The sequence below is a fragment of the Rhodococcus sp. USK10 genome, from assembly GCF_019378875.1.
In the GTDB taxonomy this organism is placed as follows: Bacteria; Actinomycetota; Actinomycetes; order Mycobacteriales; family Mycobacteriaceae; genus Rhodococcus_F; species Rhodococcus_F pseudokoreensis.
Map to the genome: position 1 here is coordinate 4,792,130 of NZ_CP076048.1, position 15,579 is coordinate 4,807,708.

A 15,579-nucleotide genomic window follows, 5' to 3' on the forward strand; every position below is an offset into this window, starting at 1 on the left:
AATCTGCCGCTACGAAAGCCACCTACCCTCACCGGAATGACCTCTGAGCGCACACGGAATTCCGCGAATCACGCCCGAGCCGAGTCGACGCGAAAGGTCCTCACACCGCGGCGGGTCGCCGCGGCCGCCATGGCAGGTCTGGTCCTGGCATCCGCAGGCGGGCTCGGATATGTGTTCCTCGGCGACGGCTCGGCCGACAGCCGGACCGTGGCGATCGTCAACACCGACGCCGGCGCGACCGTGGACGGAAAACCGGTGCGGGCGAGCGACACCCTGATCGAGAAGCTCGAGGCGAACGAGGCCTTCGACTGGCAGGTGGTCGACGCGAGTGCGGCGGCGGACGGCGACTGGTTCGCCACGGTGACCGTGCCCGAGGACTTCAGCGAGGCCGTCTCCTCGGTGTGGGGTGCGAAGCCGCGGCAGGCGACCCTCGACGTCGACGTCGCGGGTTCCGACTCCGCCGCGTCCGAGGAACTGTCCGGGGTGGTGTCCTCCCAGATCGGCGCGGACGGCATCACGGATCTGCTGGCGGACATGTCCTCGTCGCGGACGCGGTTCCAGCAGGCGGGAATGACGGCGGGGTTCCTCGCGGCCGGGACGGCCGCGGCGGACGATGCGGCGCAACAACTCACCGAGGGCGCCGACACCCTGCTCCCGTATCTCGAGACCGCGCGAGCCGGCTCGGTGCAACTGCTGGATGTGGCGGATCAGGTGGCGGGCGTGGTCGGCGAGACATCGGGAACGGCCAATAATCTCGCGGACCGGTTGAGCGCGCTCGGGCTGACCCTGGGCGAGGCGAACGACAGCGCGTCCCAGATGCGCACCAGGATCGACGACGCGTTCCGCGTCCTCGACGGCACTCCCGTAGCACCGGATGTGGTCCCGTCGCTCCGGCAGGTCGGTGCCGACCTCGACCTGCTCTCCTCCCAGCTGGGTTCGGTGCCGGGTCTGCTCGGCGGGCAGGTCGGCCCCGACACCGACCTCGGCGAACTCGTGCGGGTGGCGATGGGTCAACTCACCGACGCCAGCGATCAGCTGAGCAGCGGGGCACGGCAACTGAACGACGGCATCGTCCCGATCGCCGATCAGGCGCCTGCGATGCTCGAAGGCGCCACCTCGCAGATCGTCGACGGGTTCGCGAAGCTGAAGACGCTGTCCGGGCAGCTGTCCACCGACCTCAACAACGGGGTCGCGGCGATGCCGGTGCGGACGGCGGCCCAGCAGAATCAGTTGGCGACGGTGCTCGCCGAACCGGTCGCGGTGACGCGCACCCTGTCCGCACCGGCGCCGATCCTCACCGCCGAGCACCTCGCCGTCGCCTTCGGGATCACCACCGTGCTGCTCGCCGGTGCCGTCGTGTGGATGGGTCTGCGGCGCAGGGCCTGACCGTCAGCCGGCGTCCTGGATCCGACGCCACGGGGCGGCCTGCTCGAGTTCGAACGCCAACTCGAGCAGGGTCCGCTCGTCGCCGTGGTCGGCGGAGAAGTGCGACGCCAGCGGCAGACCGCGGGACGTCTCGTGTATCGGCAGCGAGATGGCGGGCCCGCCCGACGCGTTGTTCAGCGGCGTGAACGCGGTGTAGGCGATCAGCTTGTCGAACAGTTCCTCGAAACTCTGCGTCGGCGAGAGGTATCCGAGCTCCGGAGTGGTGTGGGCCAGGGTCGGGGACAGGATCACGTCGTATTTCTGGAAGATCTGCGCGTACTCGCGGTACGTGCGCCGCAACCGGTACAGCACCCGCGGCGTCTTCGCGATGTTCTTGCGGTACATCGCGGCGAGTCCACGCGTCAGGTTGTCGGTGGCGTCGCGGTCGAAGTCCGGTCCGAGCATCCGCTTGCCGTTGCTGGAGATGACGAACGACAGGAACCCCCAGTAGATGCAGAAGTCCTCGACGAACGACGTGCCCACCGGCATCGGGCACTCCTCGACGTGGTGGCCGAGGTCCGCGAGCAGATCGGCGGTCGCGTGGACCGACTTGCGGGTCTCGTCGTCCGTGCGGGACGCGGTGACCGAATCGACCACCACCCCGACCTTCAGTCGGGTGCTGCTCGGCCCCTCGACCAACCGGATGGGCGGCAGCGTGGGATTGCGGTAGTGGCGTTCGGCGGCCGCCATCCACCGCGCGGTGTCCCGAACCGAGCGGGTGACGGCGCCCTGCGCGATGATCCGGATCGGCAGCGTCTTGTCCATGGCGTCGGGGACCGTCCGCCCGCGGGACGGTTTCAGGCCGACGAGCCCACAGGCGGCGGCGGGGATGCGGATGGATCCGCCACCGTCGTTGGCGTGCGCGATGGGCACCACCCCCGACGCGACGAGCGCCGCCGAACCACCCGAGGACGCACCCGGCGAGAACGCGGGATTCCACGGATTGTGCACGGCCTCGGCGTCCATGAACTCGGTGGACGCACTGAACCCGAACTCGGGCAGCCTGCTCTTGCCCAGCGAGAGCACACCCGTGGACAGGTACTGCGTGACGAAGTCGCTGTCCACCCGGGCGGGTTTCGCGGCGAACGCGACGCTGCCGTGCTGGGTGGGCACTCCGGCGACGTCCACGTTGTCCTTGACGACGGTCGGCACTCCGGCGAAGACGCCTTCGTGCGGGCGGTCCGCCTCCGCCAGCGCTCGGTCGAAGTCGGCGAACGCCAGGGCGTTCAGGGCCGGCCCGACCGACTCGGCGCGCGCGATCGCCGCCTCCGTCACCTCGCGGACCGACACCTCCCCGGCGGCGATCCGGGCCGCGAGGGCGGTGGCGTCGAGGTCGCCGAGCGCGTCGTCGCGGAAGGCGTGGACGACGGTGTCGTCCCTGGCGGGGGTGCTGAACTCGGTCACTCGAAAAGCCTATTGGACGCTCGGCCTGCTCGGACGGGATTTCGCGCCCGTGGCCGTGACAAGCGAGAACTAGACGATCAGGCCCGCGGTCTGGGTGCGTGCCTTCTCGAAGCGAGCGGCGACGTCCGCCCAGTTCACGATGTTCCAGAAGGCCTTGACGTAGTCGCCCTTGACGTTCTGGTAGTCGAGGTAGAAGGCGTGCTCCCACATGTCGAGGAGCAGCAGCGGCGTGAGGCCGATCGGGATGTTGCCCTGCTGGTCGTACAGCTGGACGATGAGCAGGCGCTGGCCGATGGAATCCCAGGCCAGGATGGACCAGCCGGAGCCCTGGATGGCGTTGGCGTTGGCCGAGAAGTGGTTGCGGAATGCGTCGAAGCCGCCGAACTGGTCGTCGATCGCGGCCGCGAGCTCACCGGTCGGCTTGTCGCCGCCGTCCGGGGAGAGGTTGTTCCAGAAGACGGTGTGGTTCGTGTGGCCGCCCAGGTGGAAGGCGAGGTTCTTCTCGTGCAGGTTGACCACGGCGGGCAGGGTGTCCGACTCGCGGAGCTCGGCCAGCTTGTCGAGCGCCGTGTTGGCACCGGTCACGTACGCGGCGTGATGCTTGTCGTGGTGCAGTTCCATGATCTTGCCGGAGATGTGCGGCTCGAGAGCTGCATAGTCGTACGGGAGTTCCGGCAGCGTGTAAACAGACACGAGGGTCCCTTCATCAACGGGCTGTGAGCCCTGGTGTTTTCCGGGTGTCGACGACACGTGGACACGCGTCTGACACCCGCCTTTGGCGAATCGTTCTCGGGTATATACCCAATCTCATTGGTACACCCTGCGCAACAGTTGGGGTCACGGAGCGATTCCCGGAACGGAAAGTTCGGGCACCCGAAAAAAGGCTGGCGCGGCGACACTGAATGTCGTGAGAATTCGTCCGAGCGGTGAACGGAACCTTAAGCTGACGCGATGCCTTCGCTGATACCCGTTGCAGATTCGCATGCGGCCGCGCCGCGTGTGGAACTCACGGGCGCGAATCTGCTCCGCTTTCTCGCAGTTCTGGCCGTGATTTACTCGCACATCTCGTTCTATCTGATCGACGACCTCGGAACCGGATGGTGGTTCATCGACGTGGTCTATCAGATCTTCATCGAGCGGGGCGGACTCAACCAGCATCTGTCGTTCCTCGGGGTCGCCGTCTTCATGATGCTGACCGGTTTGCTGATCACCCGTTCGGCCATTCGCCACGAACCCGGGCACTTCCTGTTCAATCGGCTCGGCCGCATCCTTCCCGCATTCTGGGTGGCCGTCCTCGCCGCGATCGTCTTGGTCCGCCTCGGCATCAACGGCATGTTCAGCGGCCAGGAGGGTGTGTCGAACATCGAAGCCGCGCTGAGTTTCGTGCTCGGCGGGTTCTTCCTCAAACCGGAGGTCGCGGTGCTCGGGGTCACGTGGACCCTCGCCGTGCAGATCCTGTTCTACTTCGCCTGCGTCGCCGCGCGACCCGTGCTGCGCACCCTGCCCATCGCGATGCCGATGGCCGGTGCCTCGATCTGCGCCCTGATCCTGCTCTACAACCTGTACGCGCCGCAGCCGTACACTGTCCCGATGCTGTCGAAGATCGCCGCGACGCTTCCTGCCGTGTTCCTCGGGCAGATCATCTACCTCGGCTGGGCGCGGCTCGCGGACTGCCGGTGGATCGTCGTCGCCGGGCTGGCCCAGGTCGAGGTGATCCGCCTCGCCACCGACTTCCGGGTGTATTGGGCGGGCGATCACTACCTCTGGACGTTCGCCGTCGTCACCGCGTGCGTCGTGCTGGTGGGCCGGTACGACGGACCTGCGGCGCACTGGGGCGTCGTGCGGTGGACCGCGACCCGCAGTTACGCGATCTACCTCGTCCACACCCTGATCCTCTATCGGGTGTACGAGCACACGGTCGGCTCGTTCGGCGAGACCGGGGCCGTCATCGCGTTTCTGGTGGTGACGGCGCTGGTATCGGAGGCGCTCTACCGGTGGGTGGAGGTGCCCGCGACGGGCTGGGTCACCGCCCGCGCCGAACGGATGCGCATGCGGTCGGCGCTCGCCCGGGAGACCACTCCGGCACCGCGCGTAGCATCGAACCATGTCTTGGTACGACGAGCTTCTGGGTCGAGCAGCCGCTAAGTCCGTGATGGTCACCGCCGAGGACGCCCTCCCCGGACGAAGTCAGCCGATCCCGGTTCCGGCGACGCACTACGTCAACGGTCACCCCCTGAAACCCCCGTTCCCCGAGGGCATGCAGACCGCGGTGCTGGGCATGGGATGTTTCTGGGGCGCCGAGAAGGAGTTCTGGCAACTCGACGGTGTCTACACCACCGCGGTGGGGTATGCCGGCGGCTACACGCCGAACCCCACCTACGAGGAAACCTGCTCGGGACGCACCGGGCACACCGAGGTGGTGCTCGTGGTCTTCGACCCGAAGGTGATCTCGTACGCCGAGATCCTCAAGGAGTTCTGGGAGAACCACGATCCCACGCAGGGCATGCGGCAGGGCAACGACCAGGGAACGCAGTACCGTTCGGCCATCTACACCATCGACGAGCAGCAGGTGGAGATCGCCGAGGCCACCGGTGAGGCGTTCGAGAAGCGGCTCGCCGAGGCCGGGTACGGCGCGATCACCACGGAGATCGCCCCACTCACGCAGTTCTACTACGCCGAGGACTACCACCAGCAGTACCTCGCGAAGAACCCCGGCGGATACTGCCCCGTGCACGCCACCGGCGTCAGCTGCCCCGTCGGCCTGTTGAAGCAGGACGAGGTCCCGGCGCAGACCGACATCCTGCCGCCCTCGTAGATCCCGGACTATCGACCACGAGTCGCGGACCACGTGAGCACCGCGGACGCCGCGATGGCGCTGACGGTGCGCACGTGGTTCCACCCCGTCCAACCCGACACGTAGTCGCGCCAGTAGTCCGCCGAGCCCGCCGCAGTGGGGTCGATCGCGTCCAGCGCGTTGTTGTGCGGCACGTGGTAGACGATGGTCAGGACGATCCCCACGAGATACAGCGCGCACGCGATCACCGCGTAGACGGCGGATCCGTCGTGCCGCACTACGCTGACGATCGCGAGCGCGATCGACGTCAGCGCGGTGCCGAACAGCGCCGTCATGAACCAGAAGTTCGGCGCCTCGCGGTTGATCGCCTGCATCGCCGAGATGCCCTGAGCCGGATCCAGACGTCCGAGCCCGGTCATGATGAACGTGGAGAACGCGAACATCACGCCGCCCACCACACCGGCACCGACCGCCGTGACGATCGTCAGATAACGCTCCATGATCAGACCCTCCAGACCCCGGCCGCTGCCGCGGCGCGGACGTAGTCGGTAAAGTCGCGGGGCGCGCGCCCCAGTGTGCGTTCCACCCCGTCGGTGAGTGAGGCGTTGCGTCCGTCCAGCACCTCGTCGAACAGGTAGGTGAGCAGGCCGATCGCGTCGGACGGTACCCCCTGGCCTGCCAAATCCGTCGAACACTCCTCCGAAGTGACTGGTGTGTAACGGATTTCGCGGCCGGCCGCCTCCGCGATCTCCTCGACGACCTCCGCCGCTCCCGGCGCCGCGAGGTCCGGGTAGTAGGCGATGTAGACCGACGTGATGCCGTCCAGTGCCGGGCGCCAGGTGTCCCGGTTGAGGGCGCGGCTGCCGACCTTGCCGGTGGCGGTGAGGACGAGGGTGTGCGGAGTCGTTGTCATGTGTTCAGTCAAGACGGCGGCATCGAGACTTTCCATGGTTGAAAAGCGCCATTCCATACGCGAGCGTCTACGCTGGACGTGTGGATCCCCTCGCCGGTCTCATCAGTGGTCCCCGCGCCACCGGAGCGTTCGTGCTCCGATCGATCATGGAACCGCCGTGGTCGCTGCAGATCGACGACCACGCGCCCCTCAGCCTCGTCGCGATGGGACGCGGCGAAGCCTGGATTCTCCCGCACACCGGCGAACCGGTGCAGCTCAGCGAAGGCGACGTCGCGATCATCCGCGGCCCCGAGCGGTACGTCGTCGCCGACCACCCGGACACCCCTCCGCACGTGATCATCAACCCCGACCAGAGTTGCACGACACTCCGCGGCGAACCGCTCGCCGAGGCGATGCACCTCGGGGTGCGCACCTGGGGCAACAGTGCGAACGGCCGCACCGTCATGCTGACCGGCACGTATCAGACCCCCGGCGAGATCAGCAGGCGGCTGCTGTCCGCGCTCCCCGAACTCGTCGTGCAGCGCCGCGCCGACTGGGACTCCCGGCTCGTCACGCTGATGCACGACGAAGTGGTGCGCGACGAGCCCGGCCAGGAAGCGGTCCTCGACCGCCTCCTCGACCTGCTGCTGATCGCAGTGCTGCGCGCCTGGTTCGCGAGGCCGGCGGCCGAAGCGCCGTCCTGGGTGCGGGCGCAGGGCGACCCGGTGGTCGGCAAGGCGATGCGCATCCTCCAGAACAACCCCTCACACCAGTGGACGGTAGAGTCGCTCGCCGCGGAAACCGGACTGTCGCGGGCGGCCCTCGCACGCCGGTTCACGGACCTCGTCGGCGAACCGCCTATGACCTTCCTCGCAGGCTGGCGGCTGTCACTCGCCGCGGATCTGCTCCGCGAACCCGACGCCACGGTCGCGTCGGTGGCGCAGAGGGTGGGGTACGGAAGCGCATTCGCGCTGAGTGCTGCGTTCAAACGCGTCCGCGGAATGAGCCCCAAGGAGCATCGTGAGATGGCGGGAAGCAGATGAGTGTATTACGGCACAGTGCCCAATAACACACCGGATCGACTTGATCTTGTTTGCCTTGCGTACGACTCTGGATGGTAGGGAATTGTCGGCGAGAGGACCGGATCCGGAATGTGGTACAACTCTCAAGCGCGGGGGCTGCGCAAGCGGTCGGCTCGTCAGCGGCACAACCCGCTTCTCCGGCGCTCGGACCGGATCGAGAACATGCTCACCCTCGCGGTCGTGGTGCTCGCCTTCGCGATGCTGCCCCTCGCCATCCTCGTCGGCGCCCGGACCATCGACAGTCAGCTGACGCTGGCGGAGAAGCAGGTCGCGGACTACCGCACCGTCACCGCCACCACGGTCGCCGACTCCACCGGCGTGTCCGTCACCTCCGACGTCGCACCGTCGGGCGTCGACACCGCCCCCGCCAAGTGGACCTGGGGTAACGAAACCCGGCACGCCGACATCACCGTCGACCCCGCCACCCCCTCGGGAACCAGGCAGGACATCTGGGTCAACGCCGACGGTAACCTCACCACCGAACCGATGTCGTCGTCCGCCGCCCGCGTGGCCGGCGTGATCGCCGGACTGTTCACCTGGTTCGCGGTGATGATGATCGCGCTGTCCGGCTTCCTCATCTGCCGCGCCTCCCTGAACCGCTCCCGCGACGCGCAGTGGGACCGCGACCTCCGACAGTTCCTGGATTCGACCACCCGGCACTGAGCCGGGATCAGCTGATCGCACCCCGGAACTCGACCGCGTGCTGCGCGGCCTGCGTGGTGACGGCGATGTCGGCGACCGGGTAGACGTGGAACTCGAAGAAGGGCCCGAACTTCGTCGGACCGTCCAGGATGTCGTTCGGATCGTCCGCCTCGACGAACGCGAATCCGCCGGTGCCGTCCAGGCGGCCGAGGAACTGATGGAAGTTCGCCCCTTCGGCCGGCGTCCATCTTGCGAACACTTCGAGGCTCCGCCGTGCGGCCTCCTCGTTCTCGGCGGCGGAACCGCCCTCACGCACCGTCCACGTAATCACGTACTTCATCGCACCTGTTCATCTCCTCGTGGAGTCGACGCACGGTCGTTCCGGACGCGTGCTTCGAGCATTCCACCGCGGGGGAAGGAACGGAACGTTGCTGAGCCCGCCGAACGAACCTGCCGGTCTCGAACGGGCGGTTCCGCCTCCCCTTAGCTCAGCTGCGGGACGACCTCACTGGCGACCAGTTCCAGGTGGTCGAGGTCGGCGAGGTCGAGGGTCTGCAGGTAGATCCGCTGCGACCCGGCCTCCGCGTACCGGCCGATCTTGTCGACGAGTTCGGCGGGCGACCCGGCGAGTCCGTTCTCCCGCAGTTCGCTGACCTCGCGTCCGATGTTCAGGGCGCGCTTCGCGATCTCCTCCTCCGTCCGCCCACAGCACAGGACGAGCGCGTTGGAATACACCAGTTCCTCGGGGTCGCGGTCGATCGTCTTGCATGCGAGCCGGACCCGGTCGAACACGTCCCGCGTCTCGTCGACCGACTGGAACGGGACGTTGAACTCGTTCGCGTACTTCGCGGCCAGCGCGGGGGTCTTCTTCTTACCGGTGCCGCCGATCAGGACGGGCGGACCCTGCGGCTGCCGCGGCTTCGGGAGTGCCGGCGAATTCTTGACCGTCAGATGCGTCCCGTCGTAGGAGAACGTCTCCCCGAGCGGGGTGCGCCACAGTCCCGTGATCACGGCGAGGGACTCCTCGAGCCGCTCGAACCGCTCCTTCAGCGGCGGGAACGGGATGCCGTACGCCTGGTGCTCCTCCTCGTACCAGCCGGCGCCGATGCCGAGGTCGACGCGACCGCCGCTCATCTGATCGACCTGCGCCACCGACACCGCCAGCGGCCCCGGGTACCGGAACGTCGCGGAGGTGACGAGGGTGCCGAGGCGGATCGTGGACGTCTCGCGGGCGATGCCCGCCAGCGTGATCCACGCATCCGTCGGTCCGGGCAGGCCTTCGGTGTTCATCGCGAGGTAGTGATCCGAGCGGAAGAACGCGCCGTACCCGAAACGTTCGGCGGCCTGCGCCACCGCCAGAAGTTCGTCGTAGGTGGCACCCTGCTGGGGTTCGGTAAAGATTCGCAACTCCATGTGAACCACTCTGCCCGATCCGTGATCGGTACGCTGATTTCATGGCGAAGATCCCACTGAACCTGCCGAAACCGCTGGCCGACAAGCTGCCCGACGCGTTCGGGGGCTCCGCCGCCGGGGTGGTCCCGGTCGTGCGGCTGCAGGGGATGATCGCGTCCGGCGGAGCGGGTTTCGGGCGGGTGCTGAGCGCGGAATCCGTCGAGGAACCGTTGCGGCGCGCGTTCACCACGCACGGCGCGAAGGCGGTGGCGCTGCTGATCAACAGTCCCGGCGGATCCCCGACGCAGAGCGAATACATCGCCGCCCGTATCCGTCAGCTCGCCACCGAACACGAACTGCCCGTGCTCGCGTTCTGTGAGGACGTCGTCGCGTCCGGCGGCTACTGGCTGGCCTGCGCGGCCGACGAGATCTACGCGACCGCCACGTCGGTCGTCGGCTCCGTCGGCGTCATCTCCGCGGGCTTCGGGTTCTCCGAACTGATCGACCGCCTGGGCATCGAACGACGGCTGCATTCGGCGGGCGAGGCGAAGGCCCGCCTCGACCCGTTCTTCGCGGAGAAGTCCGAGGACGTGCAGTGGCTCGAACAGATCCAGGAAGGCATCCACGACGAGTTCCGCGACTGGGTGGTCGGCCGCCGCGGGGACAAGCTGAAGGCGGCCGAGGCGGAACTGTTCGACGGCGACGTCTGGCTGGGGCGCCGTGCCGTCGAACTCGGCATCGTCGACGGGATCGGCACCCTGCGCGAGGTGGTGGAGAAGCGATTCCCCGACGCCACGATCGAGATGACCGGGCCGCGCCGCTCCCTCTTCGCGAAACTCGGGCTGCCCGCCGCGAGCTGGGACGACGTGGCCGCCGCGATCGTCGGTGCGGCGAACACCCGCGTCGCCTGGTCGCGCTACGGGCGGTAACTACTTCGGCACGACCACCCCGACCGGGCCCACCCCGATGCACACGGACAGGTCCGGGGTCAGGGTGCTCACGCGCAGGCCATGACCGCCACCGGTGAGCCGCACGAACACCGAATTCGGGCCGCGGCGCACGGGCACCCGCACCGGGCTGCCCTCCTCCATCGCGACGGCGATCTCACCGTCCGCCGTGGCCAGGTAGTTGAGCTGCGCCGTCCACTCCCAGCCGGTCAGCGGCCCGTCGAGGGGAATCGTGTCGAAGCTGCGCCGGTCCACCAGGTGCCCGCAGTCCGGGACGGGGCCGGGCTCGATCGCGCGCACCCACGTCACCTGGGCGTCGACCACCGAACCGGCGTCGTCGATCATCCGGAGGTCGGGGGTGCTGTCGGAGAACGCGGGGCGGTCGCGGAGCGGGGCGAAGACCCGGCTCACCAGGTTGTTCGGGTACGCCACCGGCAACAGCACCCAGATGGACGTGGGTTGCTGGAGGATCGGCGCGTCGTTCCGGTCGGCGAGCGACGCACGCGCGGTCGCGAGGTAGTCGGTGGTCGGGTTCTCCTCCCAGCTGCGGGTGAACGTGTAGGTCGACCACAGGCTGCTCGCGACGAACGCGACCACGGCACAGGCCGCCACCAGGGGTCGCAACCGGACCGGTTCGGCGCGGCGACGGGGTGCGCGGGCGATCACGGCGACGGCGATCGCGAGGATCACTGCGGTGTCGGTGAAGTAGCGCAGGGTCTGCGCGAGCTCGTACGTGGTGTCGGCGCCCCACCGGGTGACGACCATCGCCGTCACCGACAGCAGGAAGTACGCCGCCGTGAGGATCCACACCCAGCCGATCCGGCGCTTCAGCCGGACCGTCGCGGCGACCGCCACGACGAGGGCGACCCAGCCGATCACCTCCAGCGCCGTCGACGGCGAGGCCCACGGGGGGCTCGGAATCCACCGCTCCCACGTCCACGGCCCACCCACGAACGTGGGCAGCAGTCCGAGCGACGTGCCGTGGTGGAGCAGTTCCAACGCGCGCGACGCCCCCGCCCACTCCCACTGCGACGCGACGGTGGAGAAGTAGAACGCGGCCCACACCGCGAGCACCGCCGCCGACGGGATCCACAGGGCCGCGCCCCGCCGCACCGTCGACCGCAGCGGCCGCTCCCGCTCGGCGACGTGGGCGAGCAGGGCGACGGTCGCGAACGCGGCGAACGGGACGACGACGGACTTCTCGAAGAACAGCAGCGACGCGATCAGCACGAGCGTGCCGGACACCGCGTACCGCCGCCGTCCGGTGCGGCACAGTTCGAGCGCGTCGCCTGCCACCCACGCCAGCGCGATCTGCAGAGGCAGCGCGTTGAGCGCCGCCGCCCACCACGCGAACGCCGGCACGGTCAGCGGCGAGAACAGATAGAGCGCCAGCGGAACCAGTAGCACGGGCCGCGGACCGAGGATCTTCCGAAGTAAGCGGAACACCGCGTACGACGCCATCGCCTGCAGCGCGACCATCGTCAGCATCGGCAGGAGCCACTGATACGGCGCGATCCGCGTCGCGATACCCGCCACCAGGAAGGCCCCCGGCATGAGGTGACCGTCGTGGTCGTAGAGCAGGAGGTCGCCCGAGAGCAGGGGGAGGCTGCCGCCGCGCCCGGCGAGGATCAGGTCGTCCCAGTAGAAGTCGCTGTTCGCGGCCACCCACGTCCGCACGAGAAGTTGCGCCACGATCAGGGCGGCGGCCACCCGGAGGACACGGGCGGGCCCGAGGTGCCACCGCGATCCGGCGTCTTCCGTCATCGGTTTCCGAGATTACAGATTGGGTGGAACCAAACCGCGCCGGGCTGCGTCAGATCAAGTGTCGGGATATTTTCGCCCGGCACAGGTGGGGGAGACGACGGCCGGTCCGGAGTTCTCGGGTCGCTTCGCGGGCGATCCGAACTGGAGGGGTAATTCCGGGCCGAGCCGTCGGTCACCCGAAACCGGTTGTTCACCGAGCTGCGATGTCAAGTTCATCCACCGCTGTGGACCGTTCACCCGAAGCTGTCAACAACGCCGGATTCACATGCGCTCTGACCTGTGTATAAGCACTACTCACACTGTCCATAACTGTGCATGAACCTGTGGAAACTGTGGATAACTCGGCATTTCTGGTGCTGCAGCTCACACATTCTCCCCAAAAAGGACGATTCGGTCGTGGGCTGCCCGTATTCGCGGGCCGTGACAGAATCGGCAATGTGAAGTGGGTGCGGAGGGCATGAGCGTCGTCGTTCAGGTGTGCGCGCGGTGCGCGGCCCGGTGGCCGGTCCTCGGCGCCCCGGCGCAGTGGTGCCCGCGCTGCCACGGTGTGCTGCTCGCCCCCGTCCGGACCGACCACAACCAGCCGCCCGCAAGCCGCGGATTCCGCTGGATCGCGCGACCTCCGCTGCAGCGCAGCGGTCTCGCCGACGAGCCGTCGACACCGAGCCCCACCCCGCACTACACCGAGATCCCCCGCTGGGGACTCCACGATCACGTCGACGCGCCCTCCACCCGCCGCGACTGGCCGGAACTGCTCGCCGGCAAGGCCGCGCGCTTCCTCGCAATCACCACGGGCCTGTACGCATTCGGAGTGCTCGCCGAACTGGGCCGGTACGCCGTTCTCCTCCGCAACCGGACCCGGCTGATCGACCCCACCGTGCTCGCCGTGTCCGACATCGCGGTGTTCCTCGGCCAGGCCGGCGGGATGCTCTTCGCGCTGCTGTCGGGCATCGCCGGAGTGTGCTGGCTGCTGCGCATGCGTCGCCGCACGTTCGCCCGGGCGAAGAAATCCGACCCCCGCACGCCTACCGACGTCGTCGTCGGGTGCGCGGTGCCGGGCCTGAACCTGGTCATGCCCGGTGTGTTCCTGCTCGAGGTGATCCGCCGCGACCCCCGCGCAGTCCTGCTGGTCCGCGCCTGGTGGAGTCTGTGGGTCTTCGGCGCCGTACTCGTCGTCTTCAACTGGTTCTGGCGGTCCAGGCCGGGCCTGCAGGCCATGGCGGACGGCGTCCTGCTGGCCGCGTTCACGGCGCTGGTCGCGTCGGCGACCGCGCTCCTCACGCTGATGGTGCTCCGGCGGCTCGAGGGCCGGACGTTGAAGGGCGCGAAAGAACCCGTCACGCGCTGGGTGATCGCCACCGATCCGCTGCCGCAGACCGATGCGGACAAGCTCGCCGGGAAGTCGGCGGAGAAGACCGAGAAGTCGTCCGGGAACGCCGACCGGGAAGCCGTCGCGTCGTGAGCCCCGACCGGCGCGGGCCCCTGGTGGTGGCCCACCGAGGCGCATCCGCGGCCATGCCGGAACACACGCTCGCCGCCTACGAACTGGCACTGGAAGAAGGCGCGGACGGACTCGAGTGCGACGTGCGGCTCACCCGGGACGGCCACCTTGTGTGCGTCCACGACCGCACCGTCGACCGGACGTCCACCGGCACCGGCGTCGTCAGCGAGATGACGCTCGAGGAACTGACGGAGTTCAACTACGGAACCGAGGAGGAGCCCGCCGAACTGCTCGAGCTGAGCGCGCTGATCGCGCTCACCCTGGACTGGACGGCGCGCCCGGTGAAACTCTTCATCGAAACCAAGCACCCGGTGCGCTTCGGCGGCCTGGTCGAAAGCAAGGTCCTCGCCGAACTGCAACGTTTCGGCATCGCGGCACCCCCGTCTGCCGACCACTCCCGCGCCGTCGTGATGTCGTTCTCCGCCGGAGCGGTCTGGCGGATCCGGCGGTCGGCGCCGATGCTCCCGACCGTCCTGCTCGGCGAATCCGCCCGGTACCTCGGCGGGGGAGCCGCGACCACCGTCGGCGCCACCGCGGTCGGTCCGTCGGTGAAAACGCTGCACGAACACCCGGACATCGTCGACAAGGCCGCCGCCGCGGGACGGGCCACGTACTGCTGGACCGTCGACAACCGCAGCGACGTCGAACTGTGCCGCGAACTCGGGGTCAGCTGGGTAGCCACCAACCACCCCGGGCGCACCAAGAAGTGGCTGGCCTCCTGACCGGACCGGCGTCGGCGTGTAGGTTTTGGCCTCGTGGCAAAGAAGAGCAAGAGAAACAGTGGTCCGAAGCCCGACAGTGGCCGCGCCGAGAAGCTCGCGCAGCGGCAGGCGGAACGGGAGAGCGCTGCGGCGGCCGTGACCCGGCCGTTCGAAGGCCTCACCGCCGAATGCGATCTGGTGGCGCTGCGCGAGTTCGTCCCGTCGGCGACTGCCCCGCTTCCCGTCAAGGATTCGTCCCGTCCGGTGACGCTCGCGACGGTGCTGCCCGGAGCCGTCGCGGCGCTGGTCCGCGACGAGGGGGACAGTGCCACCGGGTTCGTCGGTGTGCAGGTCCAGGCGCATTCCGCCGACCTCGGCGCCGACCTGGCCGCGTCCGTCGCCTGGGTCCGTGACGCCGCCGCCGGCGAATCGCTGGCCTCCGCCAACCCCGGATCCGACACCCCGGCACTGGCCGACGTGATCGACGCGGACACCCCGCTCGACATCACCGTGCACCAGGATTTCAACTGGTGGATCCCCGAAGGCGTGGAGCCGGCCCCCGAGGTCGCGACCACCGTGCAGCACGCGAACGCGGCGATCATGCCGTCCGCGCGCGTCGAGGCCGAGGGTGTCGTCGCCGCGTGGTGGGTCGACGCGGGCGAGAAGGCGCACATCCGCTGGGTGCGCCCGGAGAACGAGGACGATCTGATGCTGGCCCTGGCACGCGTGCACGCGACCGGTGGCCTGCACCTCGGTGAGGGTTCGCGCTACGCCGGGTCGTTCCGGACGCACGGTCTGCTGGTCCCGGTGTTCGACCTGGACCGTGAGAAGCACGCGAACGAATGGGCCGCCGCCACCGTCGAACTCGGTCAGCGACTGGCCGAGGCCCTGGCCGTCGACGCGCCCCTCACCACCGAGGAGCGACGCGCCCGCGACGGACTGCGGGGCCGGCAGGTCACCCTGCGGTAGGCGCTTCGCGCCTGTGAGTGGTTAACGAGTCTCTGCACTCGTCAACCACTCACAGGCGGCGGAGCC

Annotated in this window: 16 protein-coding genes; 9 read left to right on the plus strand and 7 right to left on the minus strand. The window is 68.6% G+C overall.

Annotated elements, in window-relative coordinates; translation table 11 throughout:
• The first annotated feature begins 36 nt into the window (after positions 1–36).
• A complete protein-coding gene (locus tag I1A62_RS29115) occupies positions 37–1,386 on the plus strand; it encodes a hypothetical protein (RefSeq protein WP_219455724.1) in 1,350 nt (449 codons plus the stop codon).
• Between the two features lie 3 nt (positions 1,387–1,389).
• On the opposite strand, the gene I1A62_RS29120 is transcribed toward I1A62_RS29115, so the two are convergent.
• Entirely contained in the window at positions 1,390–2,829 is a 1,440-nt protein-coding gene (locus I1A62_RS29120) for an amidase (RefSeq protein ID WP_219455726.1), read from the minus strand.
• A 69-nt stretch (positions 2,830–2,898) separates the two neighbouring features.
• Entirely contained in the window at positions 2,899–3,522 is a 624-nt protein-coding gene (locus I1A62_RS29125; protein ID WP_012691075.1) for a superoxide dismutase, read from the minus strand.
• A 258-nt stretch (positions 3,523–3,780) separates the two neighbouring features.
• On the opposite strand from I1A62_RS29125, the gene I1A62_RS29130 reads away from it, so the two are divergent.
• Both I1A62_RS29130 and msrA read left to right on the plus strand, forming a co-directional pair.
• Positions 3,781–4,974, plus strand: a complete 1,194-nt coding sequence (locus I1A62_RS29130; protein ID WP_219455728.1) for an acyltransferase — start codon at positions 3,781–3,783, stop codon at positions 4,972–4,974.
• On the plus strand, positions 4,934–5,644 hold the full coding sequence (gene msrA, locus I1A62_RS29135; RefSeq protein ID WP_219455729.1) for a peptide-methionine (S)-S-oxide reductase MsrA: 711 nt from the start codon (positions 4,934–4,936) through the stop codon (positions 5,642–5,644). Before I1A62_RS29130 ends, msrA begins: the two co-directional genes overlap by 41 nt.
• 8 nt (positions 5,645–5,652) lie before the next feature.
• On the opposite strand, the gene I1A62_RS29140 is transcribed toward msrA, so the two are convergent.
• Together I1A62_RS29140 and I1A62_RS29145 are read right to left on the minus strand one after the other, a co-directional pair.
• Positions 5,653–6,123: a DUF1772 domain-containing protein gene (locus I1A62_RS29140; protein WP_087561174.1), complete on the minus strand. Its 471-nt coding sequence runs from the start codon at positions 6,121–6,123 to the stop codon at positions 5,653–5,655.
• A 2-nt stretch (positions 6,124–6,125) separates the two neighbouring features.
• A complete protein-coding gene (locus tag I1A62_RS29145) occupies positions 6,126–6,536 on the minus strand; it encodes a hypothetical protein (RefSeq protein ID WP_219455731.1) in 411 nt (136 codons plus the stop codon).
• 80 nt (positions 6,537–6,616) lie between these two features.
• Between I1A62_RS29145 and I1A62_RS29150 the strand changes: the two genes are divergently transcribed.
• Together I1A62_RS29150 and I1A62_RS29155 are read left to right on the plus strand one after the other, a co-directional pair.
• Complete coding sequence (locus I1A62_RS29150; protein WP_219455733.1) at positions 6,617–7,558, plus strand: AraC family transcriptional regulator; 942 nt, start codon at positions 6,617–6,619, stop codon at positions 7,556–7,558.
• 108 nt (positions 7,559–7,666) lie between these two features.
• The gene (locus tag I1A62_RS29155) at positions 7,667–8,260 is read left to right on the plus strand and encodes a hypothetical protein (protein WP_219455735.1); all 594 of its coding nucleotides are present in this window, start codon (positions 7,667–7,669) and stop codon (positions 8,258–8,260) included.
• Positions 8,261–8,267: 7 nt separating this feature from the next.
• Here the strand turns inward: I1A62_RS29155 and I1A62_RS29160 are convergent, their stop codons facing one another.
• Positions 8,268–8,579 (minus strand): DUF3303 domain-containing protein, encoded by a 312-nt coding sequence (locus I1A62_RS29160; RefSeq protein WP_072938686.1) that lies wholly within the window; start codon positions 8,577–8,579, stop codon positions 8,268–8,270.
• A 143-nt stretch (positions 8,580–8,722) separates the two neighbouring features.
• On the minus strand, positions 8,723–9,652 hold the full coding sequence (locus I1A62_RS29165; protein WP_124392094.1) for an LLM class F420-dependent oxidoreductase: 930 nt from the start codon (positions 9,650–9,652) through the stop codon (positions 8,723–8,725).
• Positions 9,653–9,693: 41 nt separating this feature from the next.
• Between I1A62_RS29165 and I1A62_RS29170 the strand changes: the two genes are divergently transcribed.
• Positions 9,694–10,560, plus strand: coding sequence for a S49 family peptidase (locus I1A62_RS29170; RefSeq protein ID WP_072938680.1), 867 nt, complete (start codon positions 9,694–9,696; stop codon positions 10,558–10,560).
• Here the strand turns inward: I1A62_RS29170 and I1A62_RS29175 are convergent, their stop codons facing one another.
• Entirely contained in the window at positions 10,561–12,342 is a 1,782-nt protein-coding gene (locus I1A62_RS29175; RefSeq protein ID WP_219455736.1) for a hypothetical protein, read from the minus strand.
• A 457-nt stretch (positions 12,343–12,799) separates the two neighbouring features.
• Here I1A62_RS29175 and I1A62_RS29180 point away from each other — a divergent pair, with 457 nt between their 5' ends.
• Genes I1A62_RS29180 through I1A62_RS29190 form a run of 3 tightly spaced genes read left to right on the plus strand, consistent with a single transcriptional unit; the run spans position 12,800 to position 15,513 of the window.
• Positions 12,800–13,804 (plus strand): DUF4328 domain-containing protein, encoded by a 1,005-nt coding sequence (locus I1A62_RS29180; RefSeq protein ID WP_219455738.1) that lies wholly within the window; start codon positions 12,800–12,802, stop codon positions 13,802–13,804.
• Positions 13,801–14,565 (plus strand): glycerophosphodiester phosphodiesterase, encoded by a 765-nt coding sequence (locus I1A62_RS29185; RefSeq protein ID WP_124390725.1) that lies wholly within the window; start codon positions 13,801–13,803, stop codon positions 14,563–14,565. The genes I1A62_RS29180 and I1A62_RS29185 overlap by 4 nt, the downstream gene beginning before the upstream one ends.
• Before the next feature lie 33 nt (positions 14,566–14,598).
• On the plus strand, positions 14,599–15,513 hold the full coding sequence (locus tag I1A62_RS29190; RefSeq protein ID WP_124390724.1) for a DUF5926 family protein: 915 nt from the start codon (positions 14,599–14,601) through the stop codon (positions 15,511–15,513).
• The last annotated feature ends 66 nt before the right edge of the window (positions 15,514–15,579 follow it).